The sequence below is a fragment of the Nitrosococcus oceani ATCC 19707 genome (assembly GCF_000012805.1).
Taxonomy (GTDB): Bacteria; Pseudomonadota; Gammaproteobacteria; order Nitrosococcales; family Nitrosococcaceae; genus Nitrosococcus; species Nitrosococcus oceani.
On sequence record NC_007484.1, the window covers coordinates 2549292 to 2574032 of the forward strand.

The window sequence follows — 24741 nt, forward strand, 5'->3', positions numbered from 1 at the left end:
GTAAAAATATTGCAGCTATAGCGTAGGTCATCAGGTTTATTGTCATCGCGGTGGATCAAGAGCCGGCAGCGTGTCAAACCGAATCAGGCAGCGTAATCATTCAAACAAACCACCTCCATCCCATCAAATCGCCGCCAATTACGATCATTGGTTACCGCACAAGTGGCACCGTTCTCAAGGCCAGTTGCCAAAATGAGGGCGTCAGGAGTTTTTAATCCGAAACGCGCGCGGAGCAGGCCCGCCGAATGCAGAACAGGGCGGATAATGGGGCAAAGCGTGAGATTCGGGAATGCCTCCAGCAGGAGTTCGTATTCATCGGCGATATCCTCCCGCCCTTGGCGCAGAGGTTGGATTTTGATTTCCAACAAAGAAAGTTCGGAAGAGACGGCTCGGTTACAGCCAGAAGCCACTTGTTCCAAAATCTTTGTGGTCAACGGGGCGAATATGGGATGATCTTCGATGTGATAGATCCAAACACAACTGTCGAGGAGCAAACATGAATGTTCCTGCAAAGCGGCCTCAATCGTCCCAGGCATCCCGCTCCTTTTCCAGGTAATTCTTGCCATTCTCCTGGGGCCAAACTTCTCGATGCAGACCGCGCAGTTTAGCGACGAAATCCTCCGGCCGCGGCACCATGACCAAATGATCTCCCCGCGCCAGAACCAGCAGTTGCTGACCTGGTTTTAGTTTCAGCGCTTCCCTGGCGGCACGGGGAATGACCACTTGATTTTTTGAACTCAAAGTTACGAGATTATTCGTCATGGTTATAGGTAAAGCATAAATGTATTTACGCTTTACTTTAGGATCGATGGCCAATTTCGTCAAGCGAGAAGTTAAACAACAGCCGGCAGCAAAACGATACCCCGCAGGCCGGATTAAGCGCCGCGTATCCGGCGAAATATCAGGCCGTGCTAATAAACAGTTCCATGAACTCATCCACGGGCATGGCCGCCAAACGCTCCCGGTCGCTAAAGAGATCCAAAATTGTCTGGCAACGTTCCGGAGGAAAACAGCCGCCCAGGCTGTTCTGGAATTTATCCCGTAGCAGGGGCAAGGCTTCGGCGCGCCGCCGCCGGTGGCCTAAAGGATAGGTCACCTCCACCCGGAGGGTAGCGCTGCCATCGCTGAAAAATACCTGGACCGCATTGGCAATCGCCCGTTTCTCGGGATCTAAATAATCCTCGGTAAATTCCTTCTTTTCGATGACCTCCATCTTCTCCCGCAGGGCGTCAATCCGGGGGTCCCGGGCCCGTTCATCTTCGTAATCCTTCATGGTGATCTGGCTCTCCAGCAAGGCTACCGCCACCATGTACTGCAGGCAGTGATCCCGATCCGCAGGATTATGGAGGGGACCAGTCTTGTCGATGATTCGCACCGCCGGTTCCTGGGTCTCAATGACAATCCGTGCCACCTCCGACAATCGGGACGTCACCTGGGGATGGAGTGAAATCGCCGCCTCAATGGCGGTCTGGGCATGGAACTCCGCCGGATAGGCTACTTTGAAGAGGATATTCTCCACGACATAACTGCCTAAAGCCCGAGGCAAGGTAAAGGACTCTCCTTTGAATAACACCTGGTAAAACCCCCAGCCAGGGGCCGTCAAAGCCGACGGGTAGCCCATCTCCCCTTGCAAGGCCATAAGAGCTAAACGCACCCCCCGGCTGGTAGCATCCCCCGCGGCCCAGCTTTTCCGTGAACCGGTATTGGGGGCATGGCGGTAGGTCCGCAGGGGCCCCCCGTCCAGCCAGGCATTGGAAAGGGCGTTGATAATCTGCTCCTGAGTACCGCCTAATAAAGCTGCTGTCACGGCGGCGCTAGCCACCCGTACCAGCACCACATGATCCAATCCCACCCGATTAAAGGCATTCTCCAAGGCCAACACGCCCTGAATTTCATAGACTTTGATCAATGCGGTCAGCACCTGGCGCATCGCCAGCGGCGGCGCGCCTTCTTGCCGCCGCTGGCGGCTCAAATAATCGGCAATGGCTAGAATAGCCCCCAGATTATCGGAGGGATGGCCCCATTCAGCGGCCAGCCAAGTGTCATTGAAATCCAGCCAGCGGATCATGATGCCGATATTGAAAGCGGCCTGCACCGGATCAAGGACATAGCCGGTTCCCGGCACCCGGGCGCCCGCGGGGAAAATCACGCCAGGGACAATCGGGCCAAGCAGGCGGGTACAGGCAGGATTATCCAGGGCGAGCAAAGCACAGCCAAGGCTGTCCATTAAGCAGTCATGGGCAGTCTCATAGGCTTCGGGACGGTTAACTTCCCCCTGGAGAACATAATCCGCTAAGATCGTCAGAACCTCATCCGGCGGCGGCCGCTGGGCTGAACGTCTGTCATTACTCATGGAAGAAACCTGTTAGCCACGCTGCTCAATGGGCACAAAATCCCGGGGCTCGGGACCAATGTAGTTGGCCATGGGACGAATCAAGCGGTTATCGGCCCGTTGTTCCATAATATGGGCGGCCCAACCCGCCACCCGGGAACACACAAAGAGGGGCGTATAAAGATGAACGGGAATTCCCAAAAAGCGATAAGCCGGGGCGATATAAAAATCCAAATTAGGAAACAAGCCCTTTTCCCGCTTCATGACGACCTCGATCCGCTCGGCAATGGGAAACAAATAGCTGTCCCCCGCCCGTTCCGCCAATTGCCGGCACCAATCCTTGATAATGGCGTTCCTGGGGTCGGCTTCTTTGTACACCCGATGGCCAAAGCCCATGATTTTTTCTTTGTTTTCCAACGCCGCCAGAACCCCCTGCTCAGCCTCATCAGGCTCCTGGAAACGTTCGATAAGCGCCATCGCCGCCTCATTGGCGCCCCCGTGCAAGGTTCCCCGCAGGGTGCCAATGGCGGCGGTAACCGCGGAATAAAAATCGGAAAGGGTGGAGGTGGTTACCCGGGCGGCGAAAGTGGAAGCTGCGAACTCATGCTCAGCGTAAAGAATGAGGGAGGCATCTAACACCCGTCGGGGAATCGCCCCGGGAGATTCCCCATGGAGCAGGTTTAAAAAATGCCCCGCCAGGGATTCTTCCTCCGTATCCGTCTCAATCCGGATACCGTGATGGTGAAACTGGTACCAATACAGCAGCAGGGAAGGAAACAGAGCCAACAAACGATTAGCGATATCCCACTGCTGATCCCGGTTTATTTCAGGTTCGAGACAACCCAGGGCGGAACAACCCGTGCGCATTACATCCATGGGATGGCTATTGCCCGGCAGGGCTTCCAGCACGGGTTTAAGACCCTCGGGTAAACGGCGCAGGGATCGCAACTGCTCCCGGTACTCTGTTAGCTGGGCACGGCTGGGTGATTGGCCATAAATCAGCAAATAGGCCACTTCCTCGAAGCTGGCCCTCTCGGCCAGCATCTCAATAGCGTAACCCCGATAGGTCAATCCCTTACCTTCTTTCCCCACGGTACTGATGGCCGTTTTGCCAGCGGTAACACCGGCCAGGCCGCTACCAGCGGTTCCTCCACTCATGCCTTATTCTCCTTTAGCGGATGCCCCGTCCCGCTGACGCTCATATTCATGGTAACCCAATATTTCATAGAGCTCTTCCCGAGTTTGCATCCCTTCGATTAAGCGCTGCTGGGTCCCTTCCCGGCGCAAAGTCTCATACACTTGCAAGGCCGCCGCGCTCATGGCCCGGAAAGCACTGAGGGGATAGAGTACCAGCCGGACTCCCGCCTCTCCCAACTCCTGAACGGTCAATAAGGGAGTCTGGCCAAATTCGGTCATATTAGCTAGCACCGGCGCTTGCACCGCTTGGGCGAAACACCGGTATTCCTCCAGGGAGCCCAAGGATTCGGCGAAAATCATATCCGCCCCCGCCTCTACATAACACCGCGCCCGCGCCATTGCAGCCTCCAAACCTTCCACGGCGTAGGCATCGGTGCGGGCCATGATCACAAACTGATCGTCTACCCGCCCCCTGACTGCCGCCGCTATTCGAGCCATCATCTCCCCGGTACTGACCAAGGTTTTACCTGGCCGATGACCGCAGCGTTTGCCCTGTTCTTGATCCTCTAAATGCAGTCCCGCGGCCCCAGCCCGGCTCAGGGTTTCCACGGTATGGGCCACCATAAGCCCATCTCCCCAGCCAGTATCTCCGTCCACTAATAAGGGCAAATCTGTCACCGCCACGATACGGCGAACCTCTTCCGCTACCTGGGTAAGGGTCGTCAATCCCAAATCTGGTAGGCCAAAGGAGGCATTAGCCACCCCGGCTCCGGAGAGATAAAGCGCCCGGAAACCTGCCCGTTTAGCCAGCAACGCGGCATAGGCGTTGATGACTCCCGCCACTTGCAAGGGCCGCTCCGCTGCGGCGGCGGCCCGCAAGCGGACGCCAGGGCTGTGGTTTTCAGTCATAGGTTTTCTCGATATCTAGGTTTTGCCGGATACGCACCGTCTATAAAGTAGGCCGGACCGATTCTCCGGGAGCGAATTGGGACCTCCTCGGGAGGCCCAGAAGGCGCGCATCAATAAGGCCCTGGGGCCACTTCCAGCAAGGTGGCGTCAATATTAATATTGTCAGAAACGCTACGCTTATTCCGGCCTACACGTTTTTAGTACTAGCTCCAAAAGAGTCACTGAACGATGGTGACCGCTCCGTTGGCGTATCGGATGACCTTCTCGCTGACACTGCCGAGCAGCAGCGACTCAATGCGCGATAGGCCCCGCCGGCCCATGACCACGAGCGGTTGTTCGGACTGCTCTGCTAGGTAGTCTATGTAGCGGATAATTTCCTCGGCAGGATCGCCAAAAAGCACTTGCTCCTCAATCTCCCGCTCGGGATCGCCGATAGCCCGGTGGGCCTTATCCAAGGCTCTACGGGCGGATTCCTCCTTCGCGCGCTCGATATCCTCCCGGGATAGCTGGGACATCCCCACGACTTCGTTGGGAGTAGCGGGAAAGACATAGAGAAATCTCATTTTCCGGCCAGTCGCCTTGGCGAGACTGTCCCCAAAGCGGGCCGCCCGTTGTGAACTCTCGGAGCCGTCTATAGGCACGATAATGATTTTAAACTCGGCACTCATGGTTATTCCTTCCTTATCCTAATTTACTGCTAAACTATAATAGTCTATCCGCCAGCCCTACAAATAATGCCTCACTATTGCCAAACCTTTCTTTTCTCTCTGCTCTTACAGATTATCCCAGTAACGAATCCCCTCCCAAAAGGAAGGGGCTTTATGGTCAGTGGGTAGGCACTGCCACATGAGCCGGCGCTACACCCAGCCTGGCGATGCCGATAGACTTCGCCAACTTAGCGAGATTGACCGCTGCATTGCGGTCGCTGTGGGCTAAGTGACCACAGCTTGAACAGGAGAATTTGTGCTGAATACGAGACCCCAAGCAACCGCATGCCGAGCAGCTCTTGGAGCTGTAGGCCGGGTTGACGTAAATCACCCGGATGCCCGCCGCTTCGGCTTTGTATGCGATAAAGTCTTGCAGCTCCCGCCAGGCCCAGCGGTGCAAGCGAGCACGCAGCCGCTTACCACCCTTGATCCGCTTGCGGATATGGGTCAGTGTTTCCAGTACGATGGTCGAAGCGCCCTGTTTCAACGCCTCTCCCACCATCGCCTTGCTCGCCTCGTGATTGACCTGGCGCATGTGCCGTCTTTCTTTGCCAGAGACCTTTTTCAGCAATTGCCTTGCCGATTGACGGCCATTGGACTGAAGACGGCGCCGCAGCGCCAGGTGCCTATCGCGAACATGTCTGAGCGGACCTCCTCCCAATATCTTCCCGCTGGAGGTCGAAGCGAGATTGTTTTCTCCCAGATCAATGCCAAGGATACCACTGCCCTTCGCAGGCGCGGTATCGGGCCAATCCAGAACGAGATTAAAAAACCACTGTTTTCCCCGACGAACCAGCTTCCCTTCCTTGGGCTTTCCCGCCGCAAGATATTGCGCCTGAAATTCACCCGGGCTCATCTTGACGATGGCACGGCCCGTCAGGGTGTAGAGGGAAACGGCATCGCCCTTCAGCCGATAGGTGCGGGCATCGAAATGGACACTACCCGTCTCTCGGAAGCGGATCACCGGAATTTCGTCATGCCTGCCCAGCTTCAGCACCTTGTAGGCATCGGCGACGGCTTTAACCGCATTGCAGACCATCTGCGAGCCCAAGCGCGTTGCCTCCCGCACCGGGTAATAGGCCAAGTGGTGCAACGCAACACGGTTCCAACAACGGTTATCCCGCGCAAACGGCACAATCAAGTTACATGCCTTGGCAAGCTCGGACTGCAACTCCAACAGCGCTTGAGCTTGTTCTGGCGTAGGTACCAGTTTGATGGAGACCGTTCTTTTCATGTAGGAACGACTTTACCAGAAACGCCCACTCACCCCAACTTACGCAGGCGCGCTTTCCTCTCCGCCCTGAACAGCGGGGTTTCCGGGGTTTACAGCGCGGAAATACGATGAATGCGCAAGCGGCTACCCCGATCTCCAGGAATCCTTTCGCGGAAGGCAACTTATCGCCCGAGGGATGGATCGCCACTGAAACGGTAAACGGTATACGGCTCTACCGCCATGAGATAGATGGCTCCGCCATTCCCGCCCTTCGGGCGGAAACGCTCTTCCAGGCTACGCCCCAACAAATCTATGAAATCATATCCGATTATGACCATTTTACGGCTTTTGTCCCCCAGGTGGAAAAGAGCCGTATTCTCAAGCAAGCAGGAAACACCCTGTGGGTGTATCAACGCCTCTCTTTTCCACCTCCGTTTGCGGCTCGCCAGTATGTGTTGCAAAGTAGCGATCAGTTAAGCCGGCCGGAAAAACTTTACTTTCGGGTAAATTGGACTCTGGACCAAGAGCAGTCCAGGGAATTACTAGGGACGAAGGACAGTATTCCAACTGCTTTCGCGGGTTTCTGGGAACTTCGTCCCGGCCAAAAGGACCATACTACCGCTGCCACTTATGCCGTGTACCTTGATCCAGGCGGGAAACTACCCGCTTGGCTGGTAAATAGGGGCACTCGCCGGCTTCTGCCAGCGCTTATAACCGCGATCCGAAAAAAATTACAACGTTTTTAAAGCGAGGTACCCATAATTCCATGGAGGAGTTGGAAAAACTAAAAATTCATCGCACCCCCTTAAAAAAATCTTCTCCAGCCACCCAATCTCGCCGCAAGGGGTGGTTTCTGTTTATCGCTCTAGTCGCCGGGATGGCGGTTATTTATTTAGCGTTTACCGGCGCCTTTAACCCAAGGGTGGAGGTGGCCGTGGGAACGGTATCGCTCAGCTATCCCGCCCAGGAATATACCCTGTTCAATGCTACGGGCTATGTGGTTCCCCAAACCAAGGCCGATATCGCCTCCAAGGCTACGGGCCGGTTAGAAGTCCTAGAAGTAGAGGAAGGGAATCACGTGGAAAAAGGCGATATCATTGCCCGCTTGGAAAACCAGGATGTCCTGGCAAGCAAGGAACGGGCTGAAGCCAATGTCGCCGTGGCCCGTGCTGGGCTCCTGGAGGCCCAGGCCGAGCTTAAAGACGCCAGGCTTGCCTTGAAACGAGCCAAGTCCCTGATCGATAAAAAATTTATTACCCACGAGACTTACGATGCCGCCGTAGCTCGTCATGATAAGGCCGCCGCCGCGGTCCAAAGCGCCAAGGCCAACATTCTAGCGGCCCAGGCAAGCTACCAAGAAGCCAAGGTGGCGGTGGAATACACTTTTATCCGCGCCCCTTTTGATGGCGTTATCCTGGAAAAATATGCCGATCTCGGGGATGTAGTGGCGCCCTTCTCCTCCACCATCGAATCCAAAGGAGCCGTAGCCTCCATGGCGGACATGCGCACCCTGCAAGTGGAAGCCGACGTCTCAGAATCAAACTTGATGCAGGTCAAAGTCAATCAACCCTGCGAAATTCAACTCGACGCCCTGCCAGGGGAGCGCTTCCGGGGCCGGGTTCACATGATTGTCCCAACCGTGGATCGCACCAAGGCGACTATCTTAGTCAAGGTTAGCTTTGTCGATCTGGATGAGCGTATTCTGCCAGACATGAGCGCCCGGGTCGCCTTTCTCTCAAAGGCATTGTCCCCCCAGGAACAAAAACCCTATACCGTGGCGCCAAGCTCCGCCATTATTAGGCAGGAAGAGCAAGTTTATGCCTTCCGTGTTGATGGGAACCAAGCCCATAAAATACCACTCACAGTGGGCAAACGATTGGATGGGCAGAGAGTGGTAAAAAAGGGCCTCCAACAAGGCGATAAGGTCATTCTCAATCCGCCGGATGATCTGCCCGAAGGCGCCCAGGTGACAGCCAAGGAAGATAGCTAGGCCATGGACAACATGGTCGAAATCCGCCATCTCAGCAAATCGTACTGGCGGGGCAACCAGAGAGTTCCCGTCCTTGAGAATATCAACCTAACGATTGGGGAAGGAGAATTTATTGCCCTTATGGGGCCGTCCGGCTCGGGGAAAAGCACTCTGCTGAATTTAGTGGCGGGTATCGACACACCTGACGGAGGTAGCCTGATAGTCAATGGTATTGACATCACGACCCTATCCGAGGGGGCACTTGCCCAATGGCGGGCCGAGCATGTGGGTTTTATTTTTCAATTCTATAACTTGATGCCCGTCCTTACTGCCTTTGAAAATGTAGAACTGCCGCTGCTATTAACCGCTTTATCCCGCAAAGAGCGGCGGGAGCACGTGGAACTGGTGCTCGCTATCGTGGGCCTTCGTGATCGGATGGATCATTACCCCTCCCAACTCTCCGGTGGACAACAGCAACGGGTCGCCATCGCCCGGGCGGTGGTTACCGACCCCACCCTTATCGTCGCCGACGAGCCCACAGGCGATCTGGACCGGGAATCGGCCCGGGAGATTTTAAATCTCCTACAACAACTCAACCGGGAGCTTCATAAAACCGTGATTATGGTCACCCACGATGAATTAGCCGCTAAGCGGGCCCATGTCATCCGGCATCTGGACAAAGGGGTGCTGGACGATCACAACCTTTCTCCCTCTTAGCCTGCCCCCTTGAAAGCTATGCTGGAAAAGTGCGCTATTTATTGCTTTTAATCATCAGAAACGCATTCCGCCAAAAGCTCCGCACCATCCTGACCATGGTGGGGATCGTCATTGCAACGGTGGCCTTTGGCCTGCTGCGCACGGCGGTTGAGGCTTGGTATGCGGGAGCGGAGGCAGCTTCGGCCACCCGCCTTATCACCCGCAACGCCATCTCCCTAGTTTTTCCCCTGCCCCTGAGCTACCAAAACAAAATCCAGCAAATCGAGGGGGTCGCCACCACCAGCTATTCCAATTGGTTTGGAGGCGTTTATATCAGCGAAAAGAATTTTTTTCCCCAATTCGCCATCGAACCCCGCAGCTATCTTAAACTTTATCCGGAATATCTCCTCTCGCCCCAAGAGGAAAGAGATTTTTTTCGCGATCGCCAAGGCGCTATTACAGGCGAAAAGCTGGCGCAAAAATACGGCTGGAAAATCGGCGATGTCATCCCCATCCGGGGGACGATCTACCCCGGCGACTGGAATTTTATCCTGCGGGGCATTTATAAGGGAGCCAGCGAGAGAATTGATGAAACCCTCTTCCTTTTTCACTGGGAATATTTAAATGAAAAATTAAAACAAACCGGCGCTGAACGGGCCAATCACGTGGGCGCCTATGTGGTCGGCATTGAACAGGCCAGCCAGGCCGCCCAAATCTCTCAAGCTATTGACGGTCTTTTTGCCAACTCTCTGGCGGAAACCCTCACGGAAACCGAAAAAGCCTTTCAGCTTGGTTTTGTCGCCATGACCGAAGTTATTGTGACCATTATTGAGGTGGTTTCCTTCGTTATTCTCATTATTATTTTGGCGGTCATGGCCAACACCATGGCGATGAGCGCCCGGGAACGCAAGCGGGAGTACGCCACGCTCAAGGCACTCGGATTTCCTGGCAGTTTTATTGCTTTATTGATTACCGGGGAGTCGATGGTGATTGCCCTAGTGGGGGGTCTCTTCGGACTGTTGCTGCTGTATCCCGCGGCAGATAGCTTTGCCAGTAAAATAGGCACTTTCTTTCCCGTCTTCCGGGTGACCCCGGAAACCGCCTGGCTGGCCATGGGCATTGCCCTCGTGGTGGGTCTCGCCGCCGCCGCCATTCCTGCCTGGCGGGGCGCGGCAGTATCGGCCACGGAAGGGTTCCGGCAAATCGGTTAGTATGCGCCTGCCCTCTTCCTACATCTTGCGCAATCTTTGGACCCGCAAGCTCACCACGCTGCTGACGGCCCTGGGCATGGCCCTGGTGGTTTTTGTCTTCGCCACGGTGCTTATGCTGTCCAAGGGATTAGAACAAACCCTGGTAGCGACCGGGAGTGCGGATAACGTCATTGTCATTCGCCATTCGGCGGAAACCGAGATACAAAGCGTCATCGATCGGGAACAGGCGGCCATTATCGCCAGTCTCCCGGATACCGCCTATGACGTCGCGGGAATACCGCTCCTTTCCAAGGAATTGGTGGTGCTGATGGTGCTCCCCAAAAAAGATCAGGGTAAACCTTCCAACGTGACGGTCCGGGGTATCTCCGATACCGGCTTGACACTTCGTCCCCAGGTGCGGTTAACCCAAGGCGAGATGTTCCGCCCGGGGGCCAGGGAAATTATCGTCGGCAATAAGATCGCGCAAAACTTCGCCAACGCCGGCATCGGGAAAAAGCTTCGCCTTGGGTTGGGCGAGTGGACTATCACCGGCATTTTCGATGCCGGCAAAACCGGCTTTAGTTCTGAAATCTGGGGCGATGTGGATCAACTCATGCAAGCTTTCAGGCGTAATGATTATTCTTCCATCATCTTCAAACTTGCCGACCCCAGCGCCTTTAAGCAAACGGAGGAGAAAATAGAAAATGACCAGCGGCTGACGGTGGAAGTTAAACGGGAAAGCCGTTTCTATGCCGAGCAATCAGAAATGATGTCCCGGTTTCTCAAAATCCTGGGACTAAGCTTGAGCGCGATTTTTTCTATCGGGGCGATGATTGGCGCCATGATCACCATGTATGCCTCAGTGGCGAACCGCACCGCCGAGATTGGCACCCTACGGGCCATCGGCTTCCCTCGAAGTAGTATCCTGCAAGCTTTTCTTTGGGAATCTCTCGCTCTGAGCCTTCTGGGGGGCATTGTCGGCCTTGGCATCGCTTCCTTCATGCAATTGCTGACCGTTTCCACCATGAATTGGCAAACCTTTTCCGAGCTGGCTTTTACTTTCACCTTGACCCCAACGATTGCCTGGCAAGCCCTCCTGTTTTCCCTACTCATGGGCCTGGTGGGCGGTTTCTTGCCTGCTATTCGCGCCGCGCGGATGAATATCGTCGATGCCTTGCGGGCAGCCTAATCTTTAAAAAATCTTTTGGGCAGCCCAAAAGAACTATAAATATAGAATACAAATTGCATCCGGGTATTAGCTTGGTTTTGAGGGTTTTAGCTTCAGTACTTCGTTAATGTCTGACGCTTCATGCCGTTCGGCTAGCACCTCCCATGGCTCTCCCCAGGTTCGGTTGACTATACGTCCACGCTGTAGCGCGGGGCGCTGCCCTACGTCATCAGCCCAGCGCCTGGCATTTTGGTAACTCCTTACATCCAGGAAGTCAGCCGAGTCGTACAAGTTTCCCAGTACCAAATTTCCATACCATGGCCATATCGCCATATCGGCAATGCTGTAATCATCGCCAGCGATAAAAGGCCTTGCTGCAAGTTGCTTATCGAGCAGGTCGAGCTGGCGTTTGACTTCCATGGTAAAGCGATTAATGGCGTACTCAATTTTCTCTGGTGCGTAGGAATAGAAGTGACCAAAGCCACCACCCAAGTAGGGCGCCGAGCCCTGCAACCAAAACAGCCAATTGAGCACCTCAGTGCGTTTTGCTACCTGCCGCGGTAAAAAATGGCCAAATTTCTCAGCCAGATACAGCAAAATCGCGCCCGATTCGAAGATCCGTATGGGGTTTTCAGCTGAACAATCAAGCAATGCAGGAATTTTAGAGTTGGGGTTAACCTTCACAAAACCCGTGGAGAATTGATCGCCCTCGTCAATTTCAATCAAATGCGCATCGTATTCAGCCCCCTCTTCGCCCAGGGCCAGGAGCTCTTCTAGCATGATAGTAACCTTCTGGCCATTGGGTGTTCCCATCGAATAAAGCTGCAGTGGCTGAGTCCCCACTGGCAGTGTTGCCTCATGCGTCGCCCCCGACACGGGGCGGTTTATCTTAGACCAGGTACCGCCACTTTCACCCTCAAAAACCCAAACCTTCGGTGTCACGTATTCGTTACTCATAAAACCCTCACTAAAAAGCACTGATAGCGCTAGCAATGGCTGCTTTGTGTCTTAATTTTATTCAGAATTATGCGAGGTACTTAATCATTATTAAATTGTGGCCGCCCTTATTTGCCAAACTGCTCGCTTCATTCAATTAAATTCTTAACCACTAAATCTGGCTCAATGCACCAGGGATCAAATATCTTCGCAGCATCCTGCAGTTGCGCCATAATGCCTGAGTTGATCAGCAGGGCGCGCACGGCGTCTTCAGGTCCATTGGAGAAGGCGGCCAGGGTATGTCCCTGCGCCCTTAATTTGGCCAGCCCAGGGACAACATCGAAGGAATACAGGGATGTACGACGACCCCCCCCAGCGAGCGTGCGAAACGAAGTGGCGCATCGATCGCGAGGGCCGCATAAAGTGATGTCTGCGGCGGGCAAAATTGGCGGTAGAATAAGCGCGGCTAGGCAGTATTATCAGTACCCCCTAGCCACTTGCCACCGACCCAATAGGACGAGTATTGAGGCCATGACCCAATGCGATTCTACCACCCTTCAGCGGTCCTATACATTCCGCTTTTACCCCACGAGCGTCCAGCGCCAGCAACTCGCGATGGAGTTTGGCCATGCCCGGTGGGTCTGGAACACCTGTCTGACCTGGCGTGGCCGTCAATACCGGCTGCACGACAAGCATGTTAGCGGCGTTGACTTTAGCGGGCACCTCACCAAGCTAAAAAAGACGGCGGCCTATGGTTGGTTAAAAGAGGCCAGCGCGACCACACTCAATCAAAAGCTTAGAGACCAGGACACCGCGTTTAAAAACTTCTTTGCAGGGCGAGCGAAGTATCCCCGTTTCAAAAAAAGAGCCCACGCTCAAAGCATCCGCTATCAACTTGACCAACGCCAGGTAGCGGGAAGGTATCGAGCGGGCAAGTTGCTTAAACTCCCCAAGCTTGGGGCACTCAGTTTAAAATGGTCTCGTAAGCCCCAGGGTATACCCAAAATGGTCTCGGTCACCCAGGACTGCGCGGGTTGTTATTGTGTTTCGTTCATGTGCGAGGAAACCCTCCAACCCCTACCGCGAAAGCCAAACGGTATCGGTATTGATGTGGGTATAAGCGATGTGGTGGTGACCTCCGAGGGCTGGAAGTCAGGCAACCCACGGCACCTACGCACTTATCGGCGTCTACTCACCAAAACCCAGCGCAGGCTATCCCGCAAGCGCAAGGGAAGCGTTCGCTGGCATCGTCAGCGAGTAAGGGTCGCCAAGGCCCATGCCAGGGTGAGCAACACCCGTCAGGACTGGTTGCACAAACTCACCACGGCACTGATTCGCCAGGCGGGGTTCATTGCCATGGAAACGCTCAACGTCAGGGGCATGATGGCCAACCGGCGCATCGCTAAAGCCTTGGGCGATGTGGGCATGCACGAACTCAAGCGGCAACTGGAATACAAAGCCCCGTGGTATGGCCGGGCGTTTAGGCAAGTGGATAGGTGGGCGCCGACCAGCAAAGCCTGTAGCGAATGCGCTGCGGTACAAGAGGAGATGCCGCTCAATGTTCGCGAGTGGACTTGCCCGGACTGCCAAACAGTCCATGACCGCGATATTAACGCGGCTAAAAATATTTTAAGGTTAGCTACGGTTGGGAGGACCGGAAGTGATGCGCGTGGAGGGGTACACAAACCGGAGGTGGCTTATGGCTACTAAAGAACTCCGTGGAAACGCGAATTGTAGCAAGGCGAGGGAGCTTGTCGGGAACAAGCGAACGAGACTTAGCCGCAAACTCCAAATGAGGGTGGTTAGGCGAATGAATTGAAGCGCCTATGGCCAAAAAAGTCGCGGGTCAACGTCCTCGGCTTTCTCCATCCCCAAGGTCTTCTGCGCCCCTTTGACTTTGAAGGCCGCGTGGATAGCGCGGTGATCATTGCCTGTTTCAATGCCCTTTGTCCAACCCTCACCCGGTCCACCCCTGGAGAGGCTGGACGGACAAGGTCCCTCAGCACACCCGCCAGGCTTTCGAAACGCCTCTCCCCGCAGGGGAAAAAGCAGGACTTTTCCTCTACTACCTGCCCCCTATGGCCCTGAACTCCACCTCATCAAAATCCTCTGGCGTTTTATCCAATACCGCTGGCTGCTTTTTTCCGCTTTTCAGTCCTATGCCAACCTTAAAGGGGCACTTGAAAATAGACTCGCCAACTTAATGGACGTTGCTAGTGCTAAAAAGCTAGCATGAGGTCGGAGCGTAATTCTGTCCCCTAGCTTGACCTGGGTTCCGCCATTGGGATGGCAACGAAGCAGCTACCAAACTAGACTCTGAATTCAACGATGAATAGACTTACCCAAGTATTAAAAGCACCAAAATTTGTGGCGTAAAGCCAAGGGTTAATAAAATATGCCAATCGTAGAAAAAGATCCCTGGCGCGCTCAGTATTTCGAGAATATCGCCTGCCCCAAAGATGTGCTTATTCCTACGGACGATGAATTAGCATGGCGGCTCTACCCCCAATACCGCTGGATTTATAACAAAATGTTAATTTGTGAAAACCAGGGTTTGGACTACGCACCCCACGACATTCTGCCGTCCAGCTTTCCGGTATTCAGTAAACCCATCTACAACCTCCGCGGCATGGGAACTGGCAGTAAAATCATTGATTCCGCCGAACAATACGAACTCGAACAAGCACCAGGACATATGTGGATGCCCCTCTTGGAAGGCGAACATGTCAGCACTGATGTAACGGTAGTCAACGGGGAGCCTAAATGGTGGCGCCACACCATTGGCAAAGCGCTTGAAGGGGGCCTATTTGATTATTGGACTATTCTTGCAGAATCCCATCCTGCCATCGAGAGTTATTGCGGAGCGTGGCTGCGCCAGCATCTAAAAGATTACACCGGCGCCGTCAATCTAGAAACCATTGGCGGCAAGATTATCGAAGCGCATCTGCGCTTCGCCGACCAATGGCCTGATTTGTATGGCCCAGGCTGGCTAGACGCCATTGTTGAACTCTATGCCCACCATCGTTGGCGCTATCAGGATGATCAACGCCGCACCGGCTATAGCGTGGTTTTGTTTGGCGCTCATGGATTGATTTATCCAGACCTTAAACATGAAACCATGGATGAAATCCTAGCCCAACCCGGCATTTCCAGCCTTCAGATAACCTTTTTACCGGATAAACCGCCTGAAACCCACGCCATGCCCCCTGGCGGCTTTCGCCTGGCCATAGTGAACTGCTGGGACCTGGAAGCCGGACTTACCGCTCGGGAGCGATTGGCATTAACCTTCTGGTCAACCCAGGAGATCCGTGCCGATAAAGTAACCATTGAATAATTATGAAAGTCATTACTTCATTCCCCCGGCGGGTGCGCGAGATCGAAAATTGTTGGATTTCCATGTCTGATGGCTGCCGTCTAGCGGCCCGAATCTGGCTACCCGAGGATGCTACGCAATCCCCCGTACCGGCCATTTTTGAGTATATCCCCTACCGCAAGCGGGATTTCACCCGTCCCCGCGACGAACCCATGCATCACTACTTCGCTGGTCACGGTTATGCCGCCGTACGGGTAGATGTTCGCGGTTCCGGGGACTCCGATGGTCTGCTCCTGGACGAATACCTCCAGCAAGAACAAGATGACGCCATAGAGGTTATCCGCTGGATCGCCTCCCAGCCTTGGTGTTCCGGCGCTATCGGGATGATGGGCATTTCCTGGGGGGGATTCAACTCCCTCCAGGTAGCGGCCCTGCAGCCCCCGGCCCTTAAGGCAATCATCACCCTCTGCTCCACGGATGATCGCTATGCCGATGATGCCCATTACATGGGCGGCTGCTTGCTCAACGAAAACCTGACCTGGGGCTCGGTCTTACTAACCTTTAATGCTTATCCCCCCGATCCGGAACTGGTGGGCGAGCGCTGGCGGGAAATGTGGATGGAGCGGTTGCAGCATGCCGTTTTATTTCCCGAAGTATGGCTGCGCCACCCCCGGCGCGATAGCTACTGGCGGCATGGCTCGGTGTGCGAGGACTATAGCCGTATCCGCTGCCCCGTATACGCCATTGGCGGCTGGGCCGACGCCTACTCCAATGCCATTCCCCGGCTCCTAGAAGGGCTGTCCGTGCCTCGCAAGGGATTAATCGGTCCCTGGACCCATAGTTTTCCCCATGAGAGCGCGCCTGGACCCGCCATTGGCTTTTTACAGGAAGCGCTACGCTGGTGGGATCACTGGCTCAAAGGAATCGATCGGGGAATTATGGAAGAACCCATGTATCGGGTGTGGATGCAGGAAAGCCTGCCGCCACAACCCTTTTACGAAGAACGCCCCGGCCGTTGGGTGGCGGAACGCTGTTGGCCTTCTCCACGAATTAGGCCCTTGCGGCTGATATTAAACCCTAACCGCCTGGAGCAGGAGGCCACCACCGAAACCAAACTGACGTTCCAGTCCCCGCAGACAACGGGTCTGGCGGCCGGCGACTGGTGCGGCTTTGGCGCGGATGGGGAAATGCCTACTGACCAGCGGGAAGATGATGGCAAATCCCTAACCTTTGATTCCGTCCCATTAGACCAGCACCTGGAAATTCTGGGGGCACCCGTAGCCACCCTGGAACTTGCCTTTGATCGTCCTTGTGCTCTCATCGCCGTACGTCTGAATGACGTTGCGCCCAATGGGGCCTCAAGCCGGGTGAGCTACGGTCTACTCAACCTCACCCACCATAATAGCCATGAATTCCCTGAACCTTTAAAACCAGGTCGGCGCTATACCGTGCGGGTTCAGCTCAATGACATCGCCCATGCCTTCCCTCCGGGCCATACCCTCCGACTGGCAATCTCCACCAGCTACTGGCCGGTGGCATGGCCTTCTCCAGAACCCGTTCATTTAACTCTGTTCACGGGCAAAAGCTATCTGGACTTACCTGTGCGCTCCCCCGATCCCCAAGACCAATCGCTCCGCCCTTTTGAACAACCAGAAAGAGCACCCGCCCCCGCGCATATGACCTTGCGGCCAGCAAGGTTCCAGCGCACTATTGAACGTAACCTTTCCACTAATGAAACCTTGTATACCATTTTCAGCGATGGCGGCGATTTCGATGGAGCGGCAGTGGCTCATCTCCATGCCATCGACTTAGACCTTGGCCACACGATTTTAAAACGCTTTCGTATCGGCGAAACTGATCCACTCTCGGCTCAGGCCGAAAACGAGCAGAATGCCCTGCTCCGCCGCGGCGACTGGGAAATTCGGATTAAGGCCCGAACCCGTCTGTCCTCAAACTGGAATAGCTTTCACCTCCACGCCGATCTGGAGGCTTATGAAGGCGAGACTTTGGTTTTCTCCCGCAGCTGGGAGGAGACTATCCCCCGTGATTTAGTCTAACCTCACTTACTCTATCCCCGCGAGCGGCTCGCTATCTGTCAGCTGCGCGTTCAATCTTTAAGGGGGCTCCTCTGAAAATATACCTTGCTTCTTAGCGTATCGAGCCTGAGCCGCTTGGAGAATCCACTCTAATAACTCTCCATAACGGTACCCAGCAAATCCCGCCATCAAGTTTAACTTGCCATCCCAACACCAGGCAGGGTTAGGGTTCACTTCCAGCAGTTTAACTTCGCCCTGGACATCGGCGCGAAAATCGAACCGGGCATAATCCCGGCAGCCCAACCGCTCGAACAGCAGCCTGCAATAACCTACCAAGCGCTGGCGCAGGCCCTCATCCATAGCGGCTTTAGCGTATTGGATATCCGTCCAATAAGGCGAGGCAGAATCGACCTTGGAGGCATAGGCCAGGATGGGGGGCAAGCGGTGCGCCGCCAGCCTGCTATAGTCCACTTTCAGAATAGGCAATATCTTAAAGCCAGAAGATGGATTACCAAGTAAGCCCACGCTATATTCATCGCCAGGTAAAAACTCTTGGATAAGCAGATCACAGTTGGGAAATTCCATAGCCAGCTTATTGATATAAGCGTGGGCTTGCGGTTCGTCATACACCAGGGAATTCTCCGTGATTCCCACACTGCCATCTCCTCGGTTAGGTTTAATTAAGGCAGGGAAATTTTTAAGTATCGCTCCATTAAGGTCATTGCCGTGGACAAAGGTTTCGGCAGGCACGGGAACACCATGAGTTTTCGCCACCGATCGCACCAGGGATTTGTCATAACATAGTCCGAGACAAGCGGGCCTCGCGCCACTATAGGGGATTCCCAGCATCTCCAGAAACGCCGGGACATGGAGTTCTTGACGGGCGCGGTTTTTATAGCCCGTATCACAAAAATTGAGAACAAAATCCGGGGGATCTGCGATAAGCTGGGGCAGCAACGCCGAATGGTTATCTAAGTAAGTGAACTGGTAATCACGCAGCTCTCCCAGGGCCTCCTTAGCCCTGTCGATAGCCTCTAAGTCCTCGGTACTAAAGCGATCATCAATTTTAGATTTATCTGGTAGGCGCGGATCACCTAAAATTATCGTGATACAAGGGAAAAGCGGCTTCCTATTTATAGGCATGTCAGTTTCTTAAAATTTGATTAAGTTAATTATTCTCACGCAAAATTGGTTAATCATGGTTAGGCACGTTCGGGTAATATGGAATACTGCCTTCATAGGTGCAATATGCGGTAGCCTATTATGGCTTAGGCGGGAAGATATTCCCGCCCACCTCGATGCCCTCGTTCTCGGTATTTTGGTGGGGACCCTTTACGGCGGGCTTTATTGGCGATATTTATTCCATCGCATTACCCGTAAAGAGCGGCGCTTTGAACGGAACCGAATTTTGGTACATTATTTATCTCTATTTGAGCTGCTATTAACGGCTGCAACTTGGAGTCTCTATCTTTTAATCGCTCTAACTCTTTTGATATTGGCGGCTGTTCTCCTAGATATTTTCTCCGGCTATTGGTGGAGTATTCTAATCAGCAGTTTTGGCATGGCGGCAGCTCTGAGCTTGGGAGGCAGTATTGTTCGCTACGAACGGCTTTATGGGGCGCTCTATTACCAATACGACAGCCGCTCTTGGCTCGGAGGAGAAGGGCTGCTTTATCAAGAGGGAAGAGCAATCCAACCACTCACTCCCAAAGGCAAGATTATAATCAATGGAGAGTTATGGCACGCCGTCTCTCTGAATGGCGACAATATCGAAGCGGGAAAGAAGGTAGAGGTGATTTCCCGCGAGGGTCTGACGCTTTATGTGGACAGCCTTCCCCAATAGGTTTAATAATCCCCTATCGCTTTGTTCGCTTAAGTCAAGATAATAAAAAAATTTAGGCTCTAAAACACTAGAATTTATGCAAAAGCGACTTTCGTGATCGCAAGGCTCATTGAAGAAGAAGCTTACCCAGGGAAATTAAACCGATGCCGCGCTCCATTAACACCGACACATTCACCTTCACGGGAAAAAAAGCCGTCAAGCTGAACGAACACGAGACCAAGATCAAAAATATCTACCAAAACAAGGCGGACTACCGTAAGCTGATAAAGGCGTCTCAGAAAAAGATCAACGACCTGCAGCGGATGATGTACGCCCATGACCGCTACAGCATGCTGCTAGTCTTTCAGGCAATGGATGCGGCTGGCAAGGATGGAACGATTCGGGCGATTATGTCGGGTGTGAACGCCCACGGGATTACCGTCCACGCCTTTAAGGAACCAAGCGCTGAAGAATTAGACCACGACTTTCTCTGGCGGACAACTGTGCGATTGCCCCAGCGCGGCCGAATCGGCATTTTCAATCGCTCCTATTATGAAGAAGTTCTAGTCGTCAAAGTCCATCCAGAGATAGTGCAGTCGATGCAAAGGTTGCCTGCCAACCGGACAGACAACCTGGAAGAGCTTTGGCGACAGCGCTATACATCCATTCGTGATTTTGAAAAACATCTCTGGCATAACGGCACGCGGGTGTTGAAGTTTTTTCTACACCTGGGACGGGACGAACAAAGGCAACGGTTTCTGGATCGAATCGATGAACCCGACAAAAACTGGAAGTTCTCCGAAGGCGACGTCAAGGAACGCAAATTCTGGGACGATTATCAGCAGGCTTATCAGGACGCCATCAACGCCACGGCCACAAAAAATGCTCCCTGGTTTGTGGTTCCCGCGGATGACAAGAAAAATATGCGGCTCATCGTCGCCCAGATCATCCTAGAGCAGCTTAAATCACTAGATATGGAGTACCCTGAAGTCACGCCGGAACGCCGCGACGAATTGCAACAATTTCGGAAGAAACTGTTGCAGGCCTGAACGTATCCATGGCGATTTAAAAAAACTTGTTTTGTGTGATTGGTATCAATCCAATCACCGGCAAGCTGAAAATAGAAACATGATAACCCCCCCGTTTAACAGACCCGAGATGCTTAGCACTCTTTAAATTACGCGGGGCTGGTTAGCAGCCTAACCATTTGTTTAGTTTATATCTTTTGATCTAGATTCTTCCTGTTGAGATTCATCGGCTATACTTTAAATTATGGCTGACTATAGAACAGAAGATATTCGCAACATCGCCTTGGTTGGGCATACTGCCTGCGGGAAAACTACTCTAGTCGAAGCCTTACTGTACCAAGCAGGGATACGCGGCATGCCAGGGAGCGTGGAAAAAGGCGATACGGTCAGCGATTTTGATCCCCAAGAACAACGCCATCAACATTCTTTGAATGCCTCGCTAATAGGGTTGGACTATCAGGGCTGCCGCATCAATCTCATTGACACACCGGGTGATCCGGATCTCGTCGGCCGGACTCTGAGCGTTCTCCCGGCGGTGGAAACAGTGGTGATGGTTATCAATGCCCAGCCGGGTATTGAGACCATGACTCGGCGTCTGATGGAACAGGTGAGCGTCCATCGAATGCCCTGCATTATGGTCGTTAACAAAACCGATGCGGCACCTACTCGCTTGCAAACGGTTTTGGCGGAAATTCAAACTCTCTTCGGTGCAGAATGTCTGCCTATCAATCTTCCCGCCAAAGGAGGCGCTACAGTCATTGATTGCTTTAACCGGGATTCGGGCGAAACCGATTTTTCTTCGGTTATCGAAGCCCATACGGCGCTTTTGGATCAAGTCGTTGAAGTTGATGAAGCAATCATGGAACGCTACCTGGCAGGAGGAAACATTACCTCCGAGCAGCTCCATGCCCCCTTTGAGGCCGCTTTGCGGGAAGGCCATCTGATTCCGGTCTGCTTTGCCTCGGCCCATACAAACGCCGGAATCCAAGAACTGCTTGATATCTTCGTTAATCTTGCCCCTAATCCGTTGGAAGGAACACCCCATGTTTTCGTAAAAGGTTATGGCGAGATCACCCAGCGCCTGTTGGCATTACCCGAGGCGGATAAACCCATGCTTGCCCATGTGTTTAAAGTGGAATATGACCCCTTTGTCGGCAAATTGGGAACCCTGCGCGTCCACCGGGGAGTCATCCGCAAAGGCCAGCACCTCCTTATTGATGGCGGTGAGAAAACCTTCAAGGTATCCCACTTATTCCGGCTACAGGGAAAAGAGCACCAAGAAATGGCGGAAGCCATTCCAGGAGATATTTGCGCGATGGCAAAAGTGGAAGATTTGCATCTAGACGCCATTTTGCACAGCTCCCATGAAGAAGACGAGGTGCATGCCGATCCCATGGGTTACCCCACACCCCTCGCGGGGTTGGCCCTCGAGCCCAAAAGCCGCAGCGATCAACAAAAAGTATCCGATGTGTTGCACAAACTCGTTGCCGAAGATCCCTGTCTGCGTATCGAACATGACATGACCACCAATGAGACAGTGCTGCGTGGCCTTGGCGAATACCATCTGCGCGTGGTGCTAGAAAAGATGGATGACCGCTACCATGTCCGAGTGGCGACTCATCCCCCCAGCATCCCCTACCGGGAAACCATCACACAAACTGCACAGGGGCATTACCGGCACAAGAAGCAAACCGGAGGGGCCGGCCAATTTGCTGAAGTGCTCCTTGAGGTGGAACCTTTAGCACGGGGGGTCGGTTTCCAGTTCATGAGTAAAATTACCGGTGGCGCCATTCCTTCCCAATTCATCCCCGCGGTGGAGAAAGGTATCCGCCAAGTACTAGAATCAGGGGCTATTGCAGGCTATCCCTTGCAAGATTTACGGGTTACCGCCATTGACGGCAAACACCATCCCGTCGATTCTAAAGAAATTGCCTTTATCATTGCGGGCAAGAAAGCATTTCTGAACGCCGCCCTTAAAGCAGCCCCCATCGTACTAGAGCCTTTGACCAACCTGGAGGTGACTATCCCTCATAGTCATGTCGGAGATATCACGGGAGATCTTGCCGCCCGCCGTGGCCGCATCAATCAGAGCGATACCCACGGCAATGGCCAAGTCACCATCAAGGCTCAAGTCCCCCTGGTTGAGCTCAGGGATTATGCCGCGCGCCTTAAATCTCTTACCAGCGGGGCGGGCGCCTATTCCATGGAGTTCAGCCATTATGAACCGACTCTCGCCAGCACCCAAAAAGGACTGGTCAAGCACTATGGCGCTAATGCGAAACACTAACCTAAGGCAAAATGTACAATCACTATTTAAGGAGGAGCAATGGAAGATTTATCCACCATGCAATGCGAAGCCTGTCGTCCAGAAGCACCACGAGTGAGCGAAGATGAAATTAGAGAACTCCATCCCCAAGTTCCTGACTGGGAAATCATTGAAGAAGACGAGGTTCGCCGTCTGCAGCGAGTTTTTAAATTTGGTAATTTTGCTGAAGCCTTGGACTTTACCAATAAAACCGGTGCCCTCGCGGAAGAGGCTGGACATCATCCCGCTATTTTAACGGAGTATGGCCAAGTCACCGTGACTTGGTGGTCCCATAAAATAAAAGGACTGCATAAAAATGATTTCATCATGGCGGCTAAAACAGATCAATTGCTGAAACACTAAACCACTCCACTGTAGGCAGCAGCCGTTCAAGTAATAACCGATGTAAACGGGGATTGAAGACAAACGCTAAAAAACTATCTGCGGGGGGGGCTAAATAATATAAGGTCCCCGTTAGCAGATAGAGCAATGCCGTTTTTAGGGGAGTTCGGAAACTCCCTAAACTCAGCGCCGTACCAAAAGAGCGTTTTATGCGTACCCCCTTCAGATCGACGCTATACAGCTCATCTAAGGTTAAATGAGTCAAAAAACCTAAACATACAAAAGTGCCGCAAAGCCAGGCAGTGAGCACTCCCACTTCAAATACTCGCACCGCAAGCACCACCGTCCCTAAGGAAAAAAACAACGCCGCAGGAATGGAATGAATAAGCCCCCGGTGAACAGTCAGTTGGGTAAACAATGAAAATACGGCGTAGCGAATAAATACAAAAGAAGCGCCCCATAATAGAACCAATTCCACAAGAGAATAATGAGCGCCAAAGTATAAAACCAAGAAGAAACCGGTTATGATCCCTAGCCCATTAAATGCCCAGCGAATGGGGACGGAACTCTCGGAATCGATGTCGGGCAGGATTCCCCCTATCACACCTAAAATAAAAAATCCCGCTAGCGCCTGGGACGGAAAGGTATCCGCCATCATCAGCACGGTAGTCCCTGTACCGCTTACCGCCGCTGCACCTACTATATGCGTATTAAAGTCTGCCACCGTTCACGGACTCAGCTAGACAAGCGCAGGCGAGCTAATGCTATAGTTATGTTCTCCCAAATGTAGATTTTATCCAATTGCTCTCTAGCCATAGCGAGTTATCAATTTAATGAAGAAAGATCCCCTTAACAGTCAGCAACATTCCCCTCAACAGCCCCTTGACTGGGTTGCTCTCCTAGGTATCACGATTGCTTCTTTAAGTGCATTAGCAGCAGTCTCGTCAGGATTTGGACATCGTCTCGGGGCGTGGCACTTTACCACCGGCTTTTTAATTCTGCGCTGGGCTTCTTTCGGTGCATTAGCCGCCATTGTATTATCATTGTGGGGCGCTTTCCGCACTCGACCACAGCGAAAACGGCGAGGCTTCTGGCATGCCCTGCTTGGTCTGGCACTCAGTTTAGCGCTGGTGTCAATCCCGCTCTATTGGCTGCTTATGGCGCGTTCCGTGCCTCCCATCCACGATATCACTACCGACACCGATAATCCGCCTGCCTTTTCAGCGCTCCTGCCCGTGCGTGCCGAGGCTCCTAACCCCTCCTACTACGGTGGCCCCAGCATTGCTGTTCAGCAACAAAAAGCCTACCCGGATATTAAACCTCTCCGTTTGCCCCTCAACCCTAAGACCACATTGGATGAAGCATTGACCATCGCCCGCAGCCTAGGATGGAAGGTAATAGCCGTTGAATCTCGCGAAACGGCGAAGGGCGGCATCCGTCTCGAAGCTACGGATACAACCCTCTGGTTTGGTTTTAGCGACGATGTTGTCGTTCGTATCACGCCCTTTGACGACGGCTCTAGAGTTGATATCCGTTCCGTATCACGGGTAGGCCGCAGCGATGTCGGCACCAATGCACGCCGGATTCGCGCCTTTTTGGCGGCACTAAAAGAACGCGCGGCATGAACACCCATCAATA

Annotated in this window: 25 protein-coding genes; 14 read left to right on the forward strand and 11 right to left on the reverse strand. The window is 53.4% G+C overall.

The window, feature by feature from the left end; translation table 11 throughout:
- Positions 1-83: 83 nt before the first annotated feature.
- From NOC_RS11775 to NOC_RS11805, 7 genes are all read right to left on the reverse strand, one after another.
- The gene (locus NOC_RS11775) at positions 84-536 is read right to left on the reverse strand and encodes a type II toxin-antitoxin system VapC family toxin (RefSeq protein WP_011330896.1); all 453 of its coding nucleotides are present in this window, start codon (positions 534-536) and stop codon (positions 84-86) included.
- The gene (locus tag NOC_RS18235; RefSeq protein WP_244859967.1) at positions 520-936 is read right to left on the reverse strand and encodes an AbrB/MazE/SpoVT family DNA-binding domain-containing protein; all 417 of its coding nucleotides are present in this window, start codon (positions 934-936) and stop codon (positions 520-522) included. Before NOC_RS18235 ends, NOC_RS11775 begins: the two co-directional genes overlap by 17 nt.
- Positions 902-2353: a bifunctional 2-methylcitrate dehydratase/aconitate hydratase gene (locus NOC_RS11785; protein ID WP_002810191.1), complete on the reverse strand. Its 1452-nt coding sequence runs from the start codon at positions 2351-2353 to the stop codon at positions 902-904. Before NOC_RS11785 ends, NOC_RS18235 begins: the two co-directional genes overlap by 35 nt.
- A 12-nt stretch (positions 2354-2365) precedes the next feature.
- The gene (prpC, locus tag NOC_RS11790; RefSeq protein ID WP_002810615.1) at positions 2366-3490 is read right to left on the reverse strand and encodes a bifunctional 2-methylcitrate synthase/citrate synthase; all 1125 of its coding nucleotides are present in this window, start codon (positions 3488-3490) and stop codon (positions 2366-2368) included.
- A gap of 3 nt (positions 3491-3493) precedes the next feature.
- Positions 3494-4378: a methylisocitrate lyase gene (gene prpB, locus NOC_RS11795; RefSeq protein ID WP_002810778.1), complete on the reverse strand. Its 885-nt coding sequence runs from the start codon at positions 4376-4378 to the stop codon at positions 3494-3496.
- Between the two features lie 218 nt (positions 4379-4596).
- Complete coding sequence (locus tag NOC_RS11800; RefSeq protein ID WP_002809129.1) at positions 4597-5046, reverse strand: universal stress protein; 450 nt, start codon at positions 5044-5046, stop codon at positions 4597-4599.
- A 157-nt stretch (positions 5047-5203) separates the two neighbouring features.
- Positions 5204-6319 carry an RNA-guided endonuclease InsQ/TnpB family protein gene (locus NOC_RS11805; RefSeq protein WP_011330898.1) on the reverse strand — a complete coding sequence of 372 codons (1116 nt, stop codon included), beginning with the start codon at positions 6317-6319 and terminating at the stop codon, positions 5204-5206.
- Positions 6320-6426: 107 nt separating this feature from the next.
- Here NOC_RS11805 and NOC_RS11810 point away from each other — a divergent pair, with 107 nt between their 5' ends.
- Genes NOC_RS11810 through NOC_RS11830 form a run of 5 tightly spaced genes read left to right on the forward strand, consistent with a single transcriptional unit; the run spans position 6427 to position 11342 of the window.
- Positions 6427-7044 carry an SRPBCC family protein gene (locus tag NOC_RS11810; RefSeq protein WP_002808593.1) on the forward strand — a complete coding sequence of 206 codons (618 nt, stop codon included), beginning with the start codon at positions 6427-6429 and terminating at the stop codon, positions 7042-7044.
- Between the two features lie 20 nt (positions 7045-7064).
- A complete protein-coding gene (locus tag NOC_RS11815) occupies positions 7065-8288 on the forward strand; it encodes an efflux RND transporter periplasmic adaptor subunit (RefSeq protein ID WP_002810009.1) in 1224 nt (407 codons plus the stop codon).
- A 3-nt stretch (positions 8289-8291) separates the two neighbouring features.
- On the forward strand, positions 8292-8984 hold the full coding sequence (locus tag NOC_RS11820) for an ABC transporter ATP-binding protein (RefSeq protein WP_011330899.1): 693 nt from the start codon (positions 8292-8294) through the stop codon (positions 8982-8984).
- A gap of 29 nt (positions 8985-9013) precedes the next feature.
- On the forward strand, positions 9014-10174 hold the full coding sequence (locus tag NOC_RS11825; RefSeq protein ID WP_002810604.1) for an ABC transporter permease: 1161 nt from the start codon (positions 9014-9016) through the stop codon (positions 10172-10174).
- 1 nt (position 10175) lies between these two features.
- Positions 10176-11342 carry an ABC transporter permease gene (locus NOC_RS11830; RefSeq protein WP_002811713.1) on the forward strand — a complete coding sequence of 389 codons (1167 nt, stop codon included), beginning with the start codon at positions 10176-10178 and terminating at the stop codon, positions 11340-11342.
- A 66-nt stretch (positions 11343-11408) separates the two neighbouring features.
- On the opposite strand, the gene yghU is transcribed toward NOC_RS11830, so the two are convergent.
- A complete protein-coding gene (gene yghU / locus NOC_RS11835; protein ID WP_011330900.1) occupies positions 11409-12278 on the reverse strand; it encodes a glutathione-dependent disulfide-bond oxidoreductase in 870 nt (289 codons plus the stop codon).
- A 128-nt stretch (positions 12279-12406) separates the two neighbouring features.
- Positions 12407-12700, reverse strand: coding sequence for a hypothetical protein (locus NOC_RS11840; RefSeq protein WP_036497441.1), 294 nt, complete (start codon positions 12698-12700; stop codon positions 12407-12409).
- Here NOC_RS11840 and NOC_RS11845 point away from each other — a divergent pair.
- The 4 genes from NOC_RS11845 (at position 12684) to NOC_RS11860 (ending at position 17627) form a co-directional block, all read left to right on the forward strand.
- Positions 12684-13967: an RNA-guided endonuclease InsQ/TnpB family protein gene (locus tag NOC_RS11845; protein ID WP_002810065.1), complete on the forward strand. Its 1284-nt coding sequence runs from the start codon at positions 12684-12686 to the stop codon at positions 13965-13967. The two genes, NOC_RS11840 and NOC_RS11845, sit on opposite strands and share 17 nt — an antisense overlap.
- A 105-nt stretch (positions 13968-14072) precedes the next feature.
- Positions 14073-14345: a hypothetical protein gene (locus NOC_RS17525; protein ID WP_147094466.1), complete on the forward strand. Its 273-nt coding sequence runs from the start codon at positions 14073-14075 to the stop codon at positions 14343-14345.
- Positions 14346-14652: 307 nt separating this feature from the next.
- Positions 14653-15591, forward strand: coding sequence for a hypothetical protein (locus NOC_RS11855; protein ID WP_002808607.1), 939 nt, complete (start codon positions 14653-14655; stop codon positions 15589-15591).
- A 2-nt stretch (positions 15592-15593) separates the two neighbouring features.
- On the forward strand, positions 15594-17627 hold the full coding sequence (locus NOC_RS11860) for a CocE/NonD family hydrolase (RefSeq protein WP_002808822.1): 2034 nt from the start codon (positions 15594-15596) through the stop codon (positions 17625-17627).
- Positions 17628-17684: 57 nt separating this feature from the next.
- Here NOC_RS11860 and NOC_RS11865 read toward each other — a convergent pair whose 3' ends face one another.
- A complete protein-coding gene (locus tag NOC_RS11865; protein ID WP_002810681.1) occupies positions 17685-18749 on the reverse strand; it encodes a D-alanine--D-alanine ligase family protein in 1065 nt (354 codons plus the stop codon).
- Between the two features lie 55 nt (positions 18750-18804).
- Here NOC_RS11865 and NOC_RS11870 point away from each other — a divergent pair, with 55 nt between their 5' ends.
- The 4 genes from NOC_RS11870 to NOC_RS11885 all read left to right on the forward strand — a co-directional run bounded on the left by NOC_RS11870 (position 18805) and on the right by NOC_RS11885 (position 23124).
- Positions 18805-19449: an NfeD family protein gene (locus tag NOC_RS11870; RefSeq protein ID WP_002810338.1), complete on the forward strand. Its 645-nt coding sequence runs from the start codon at positions 18805-18807 to the stop codon at positions 19447-19449.
- 143 nt (positions 19450-19592) lie between these two features.
- Positions 19593-20477, forward strand: a complete 885-nt coding sequence (locus tag NOC_RS11875; RefSeq protein ID WP_002809537.1) for a polyphosphate kinase 2 family protein — start codon at positions 19593-19595, stop codon at positions 20475-20477.
- Positions 20478-20700: 223 nt separating this feature from the next.
- On the forward strand, positions 20701-22743 hold the full coding sequence (fusA, locus tag NOC_RS11880; protein WP_002809445.1) for an elongation factor G: 2043 nt from the start codon (positions 20701-20703) through the stop codon (positions 22741-22743).
- Positions 22744-22782: 39 nt separating this feature from the next.
- On the forward strand, positions 22783-23124 hold the full coding sequence (locus tag NOC_RS11885; RefSeq protein ID WP_002810485.1) for a 4a-hydroxytetrahydrobiopterin dehydratase: 342 nt from the start codon (positions 22783-22785) through the stop codon (positions 23122-23124).
- On the opposite strand, the gene NOC_RS11890 is transcribed toward NOC_RS11885, so the two are convergent.
- Positions 23096-23827, reverse strand: a complete 732-nt coding sequence (locus tag NOC_RS11890; RefSeq protein WP_002810030.1) for a metal-dependent hydrolase — start codon at positions 23825-23827, stop codon at positions 23096-23098. The genes NOC_RS11885 and NOC_RS11890 overlap by 29 nt on opposite strands.
- Before the next feature lie 109 nt (positions 23828-23936).
- Between NOC_RS11890 and NOC_RS11895 the strand changes: the two genes are divergently transcribed.
- A complete protein-coding gene (locus tag NOC_RS11895; protein WP_002809455.1) occupies positions 23937-24728 on the forward strand; it encodes a DUF1499 domain-containing protein in 792 nt (263 codons plus the stop codon).
- Positions 24729-24741 lie beyond the last annotated feature (13 nt).

Excerpts from the sequence above, each read along its gene's own strand:
- NOC_RS11775 (WP_011330896.1), bottom strand. The coding sequence starts at position 536 with ATGCCTGGGACGATTGAGGCCGCTTTGCAGGAACATTCATGTTTGCTC.
- NOC_RS18235 (WP_244859967.1), bottom strand. The coding sequence starts at position 936 with ATGAGTTCATGGAACTGTTTATTAGCACGGCCTGATATTTCGCCGGAT.
- NOC_RS11785 (WP_002810191.1), bottom strand. The coding sequence starts at position 2,353 with ATGAGTAATGACAGACGTTCAGCCCAGCGGCCGCCGCCGGATGAGGTT.
- prpC (WP_002810615.1), bottom strand. The coding sequence starts at position 3,490 with ATGAGTGGAGGAACCGCTGGTAGCGGCCTGGCCGGTGTTACCGCTGGC.
- prpB (WP_002810778.1), bottom strand. The coding sequence starts at position 4,378 with ATGACTGAAAACCACAGCCCTGGCGTCCGCTTGCGGGCCGCCGCCGCA.
- NOC_RS11800 (WP_002809129.1), bottom strand. The coding sequence starts at position 5,046 with ATGAGTGCCGAGTTTAAAATCATTATCGTGCCTATAGACGGCTCCGAG.
- NOC_RS11805 (WP_011330898.1), bottom strand. The coding sequence starts at position 6,319 with ATGAAAAGAACGGTCTCCATCAAACTGGTACCTACGCCAGAACAAGCT.
- NOC_RS11810 (WP_002808593.1), top strand. The coding sequence starts at position 6,427 with ATGAATGCGCAAGCGGCTACCCCGATCTCCAGGAATCCTTTCGCGGAA.
- NOC_RS11815 (WP_002810009.1), top strand. The coding sequence starts at position 7,065 with ATGGAGGAGTTGGAAAAACTAAAAATTCATCGCACCCCCTTAAAAAAA.
- NOC_RS11820 (WP_011330899.1), top strand. The coding sequence starts at position 8,292 with ATGGACAACATGGTCGAAATCCGCCATCTCAGCAAATCGTACTGGCGG.
- NOC_RS11830 (WP_002811713.1), top strand. The coding sequence starts at position 10,176 with ATGCGCCTGCCCTCTTCCTACATCTTGCGCAATCTTTGGACCCGCAAG.
- yghU (WP_011330900.1), bottom strand. The coding sequence starts at position 12,278 with ATGAGTAACGAATACGTGACACCGAAGGTTTGGGTTTTTGAGGGTGAA.
- NOC_RS11845 (WP_002810065.1), top strand. The coding sequence starts at position 12,684 with ATGTCTGCGGCGGGCAAAATTGGCGGTAGAATAAGCGCGGCTAGGCAG.
- NOC_RS11855 (WP_002808607.1), top strand. The coding sequence starts at position 14,653 with ATGCCAATCGTAGAAAAAGATCCCTGGCGCGCTCAGTATTTCGAGAAT.
- NOC_RS11860 (WP_002808822.1), top strand. The coding sequence starts at position 15,594 with ATGAAAGTCATTACTTCATTCCCCCGGCGGGTGCGCGAGATCGAAAAT.
- NOC_RS11865 (WP_002810681.1), bottom strand. The coding sequence starts at position 18,749 with ATGCCTATAAATAGGAAGCCGCTTTTCCCTTGTATCACGATAATTTTA.
- NOC_RS11870 (WP_002810338.1), top strand. The coding sequence starts at position 18,805 with ATGGTTAGGCACGTTCGGGTAATATGGAATACTGCCTTCATAGGTGCA.
- NOC_RS11875 (WP_002809537.1), top strand. The coding sequence starts at position 19,593 with ATGCCGCGCTCCATTAACACCGACACATTCACCTTCACGGGAAAAAAA.
- fusA (WP_002809445.1), top strand. The coding sequence starts at position 20,701 with ATGGCTGACTATAGAACAGAAGATATTCGCAACATCGCCTTGGTTGGG.
- NOC_RS11885 (WP_002810485.1), top strand. The coding sequence starts at position 22,783 with ATGGAAGATTTATCCACCATGCAATGCGAAGCCTGTCGTCCAGAAGCA.
- NOC_RS11895 (WP_002809455.1), top strand. The coding sequence starts at position 23,937 with ATGAAGAAAGATCCCCTTAACAGTCAGCAACATTCCCCTCAACAGCCC.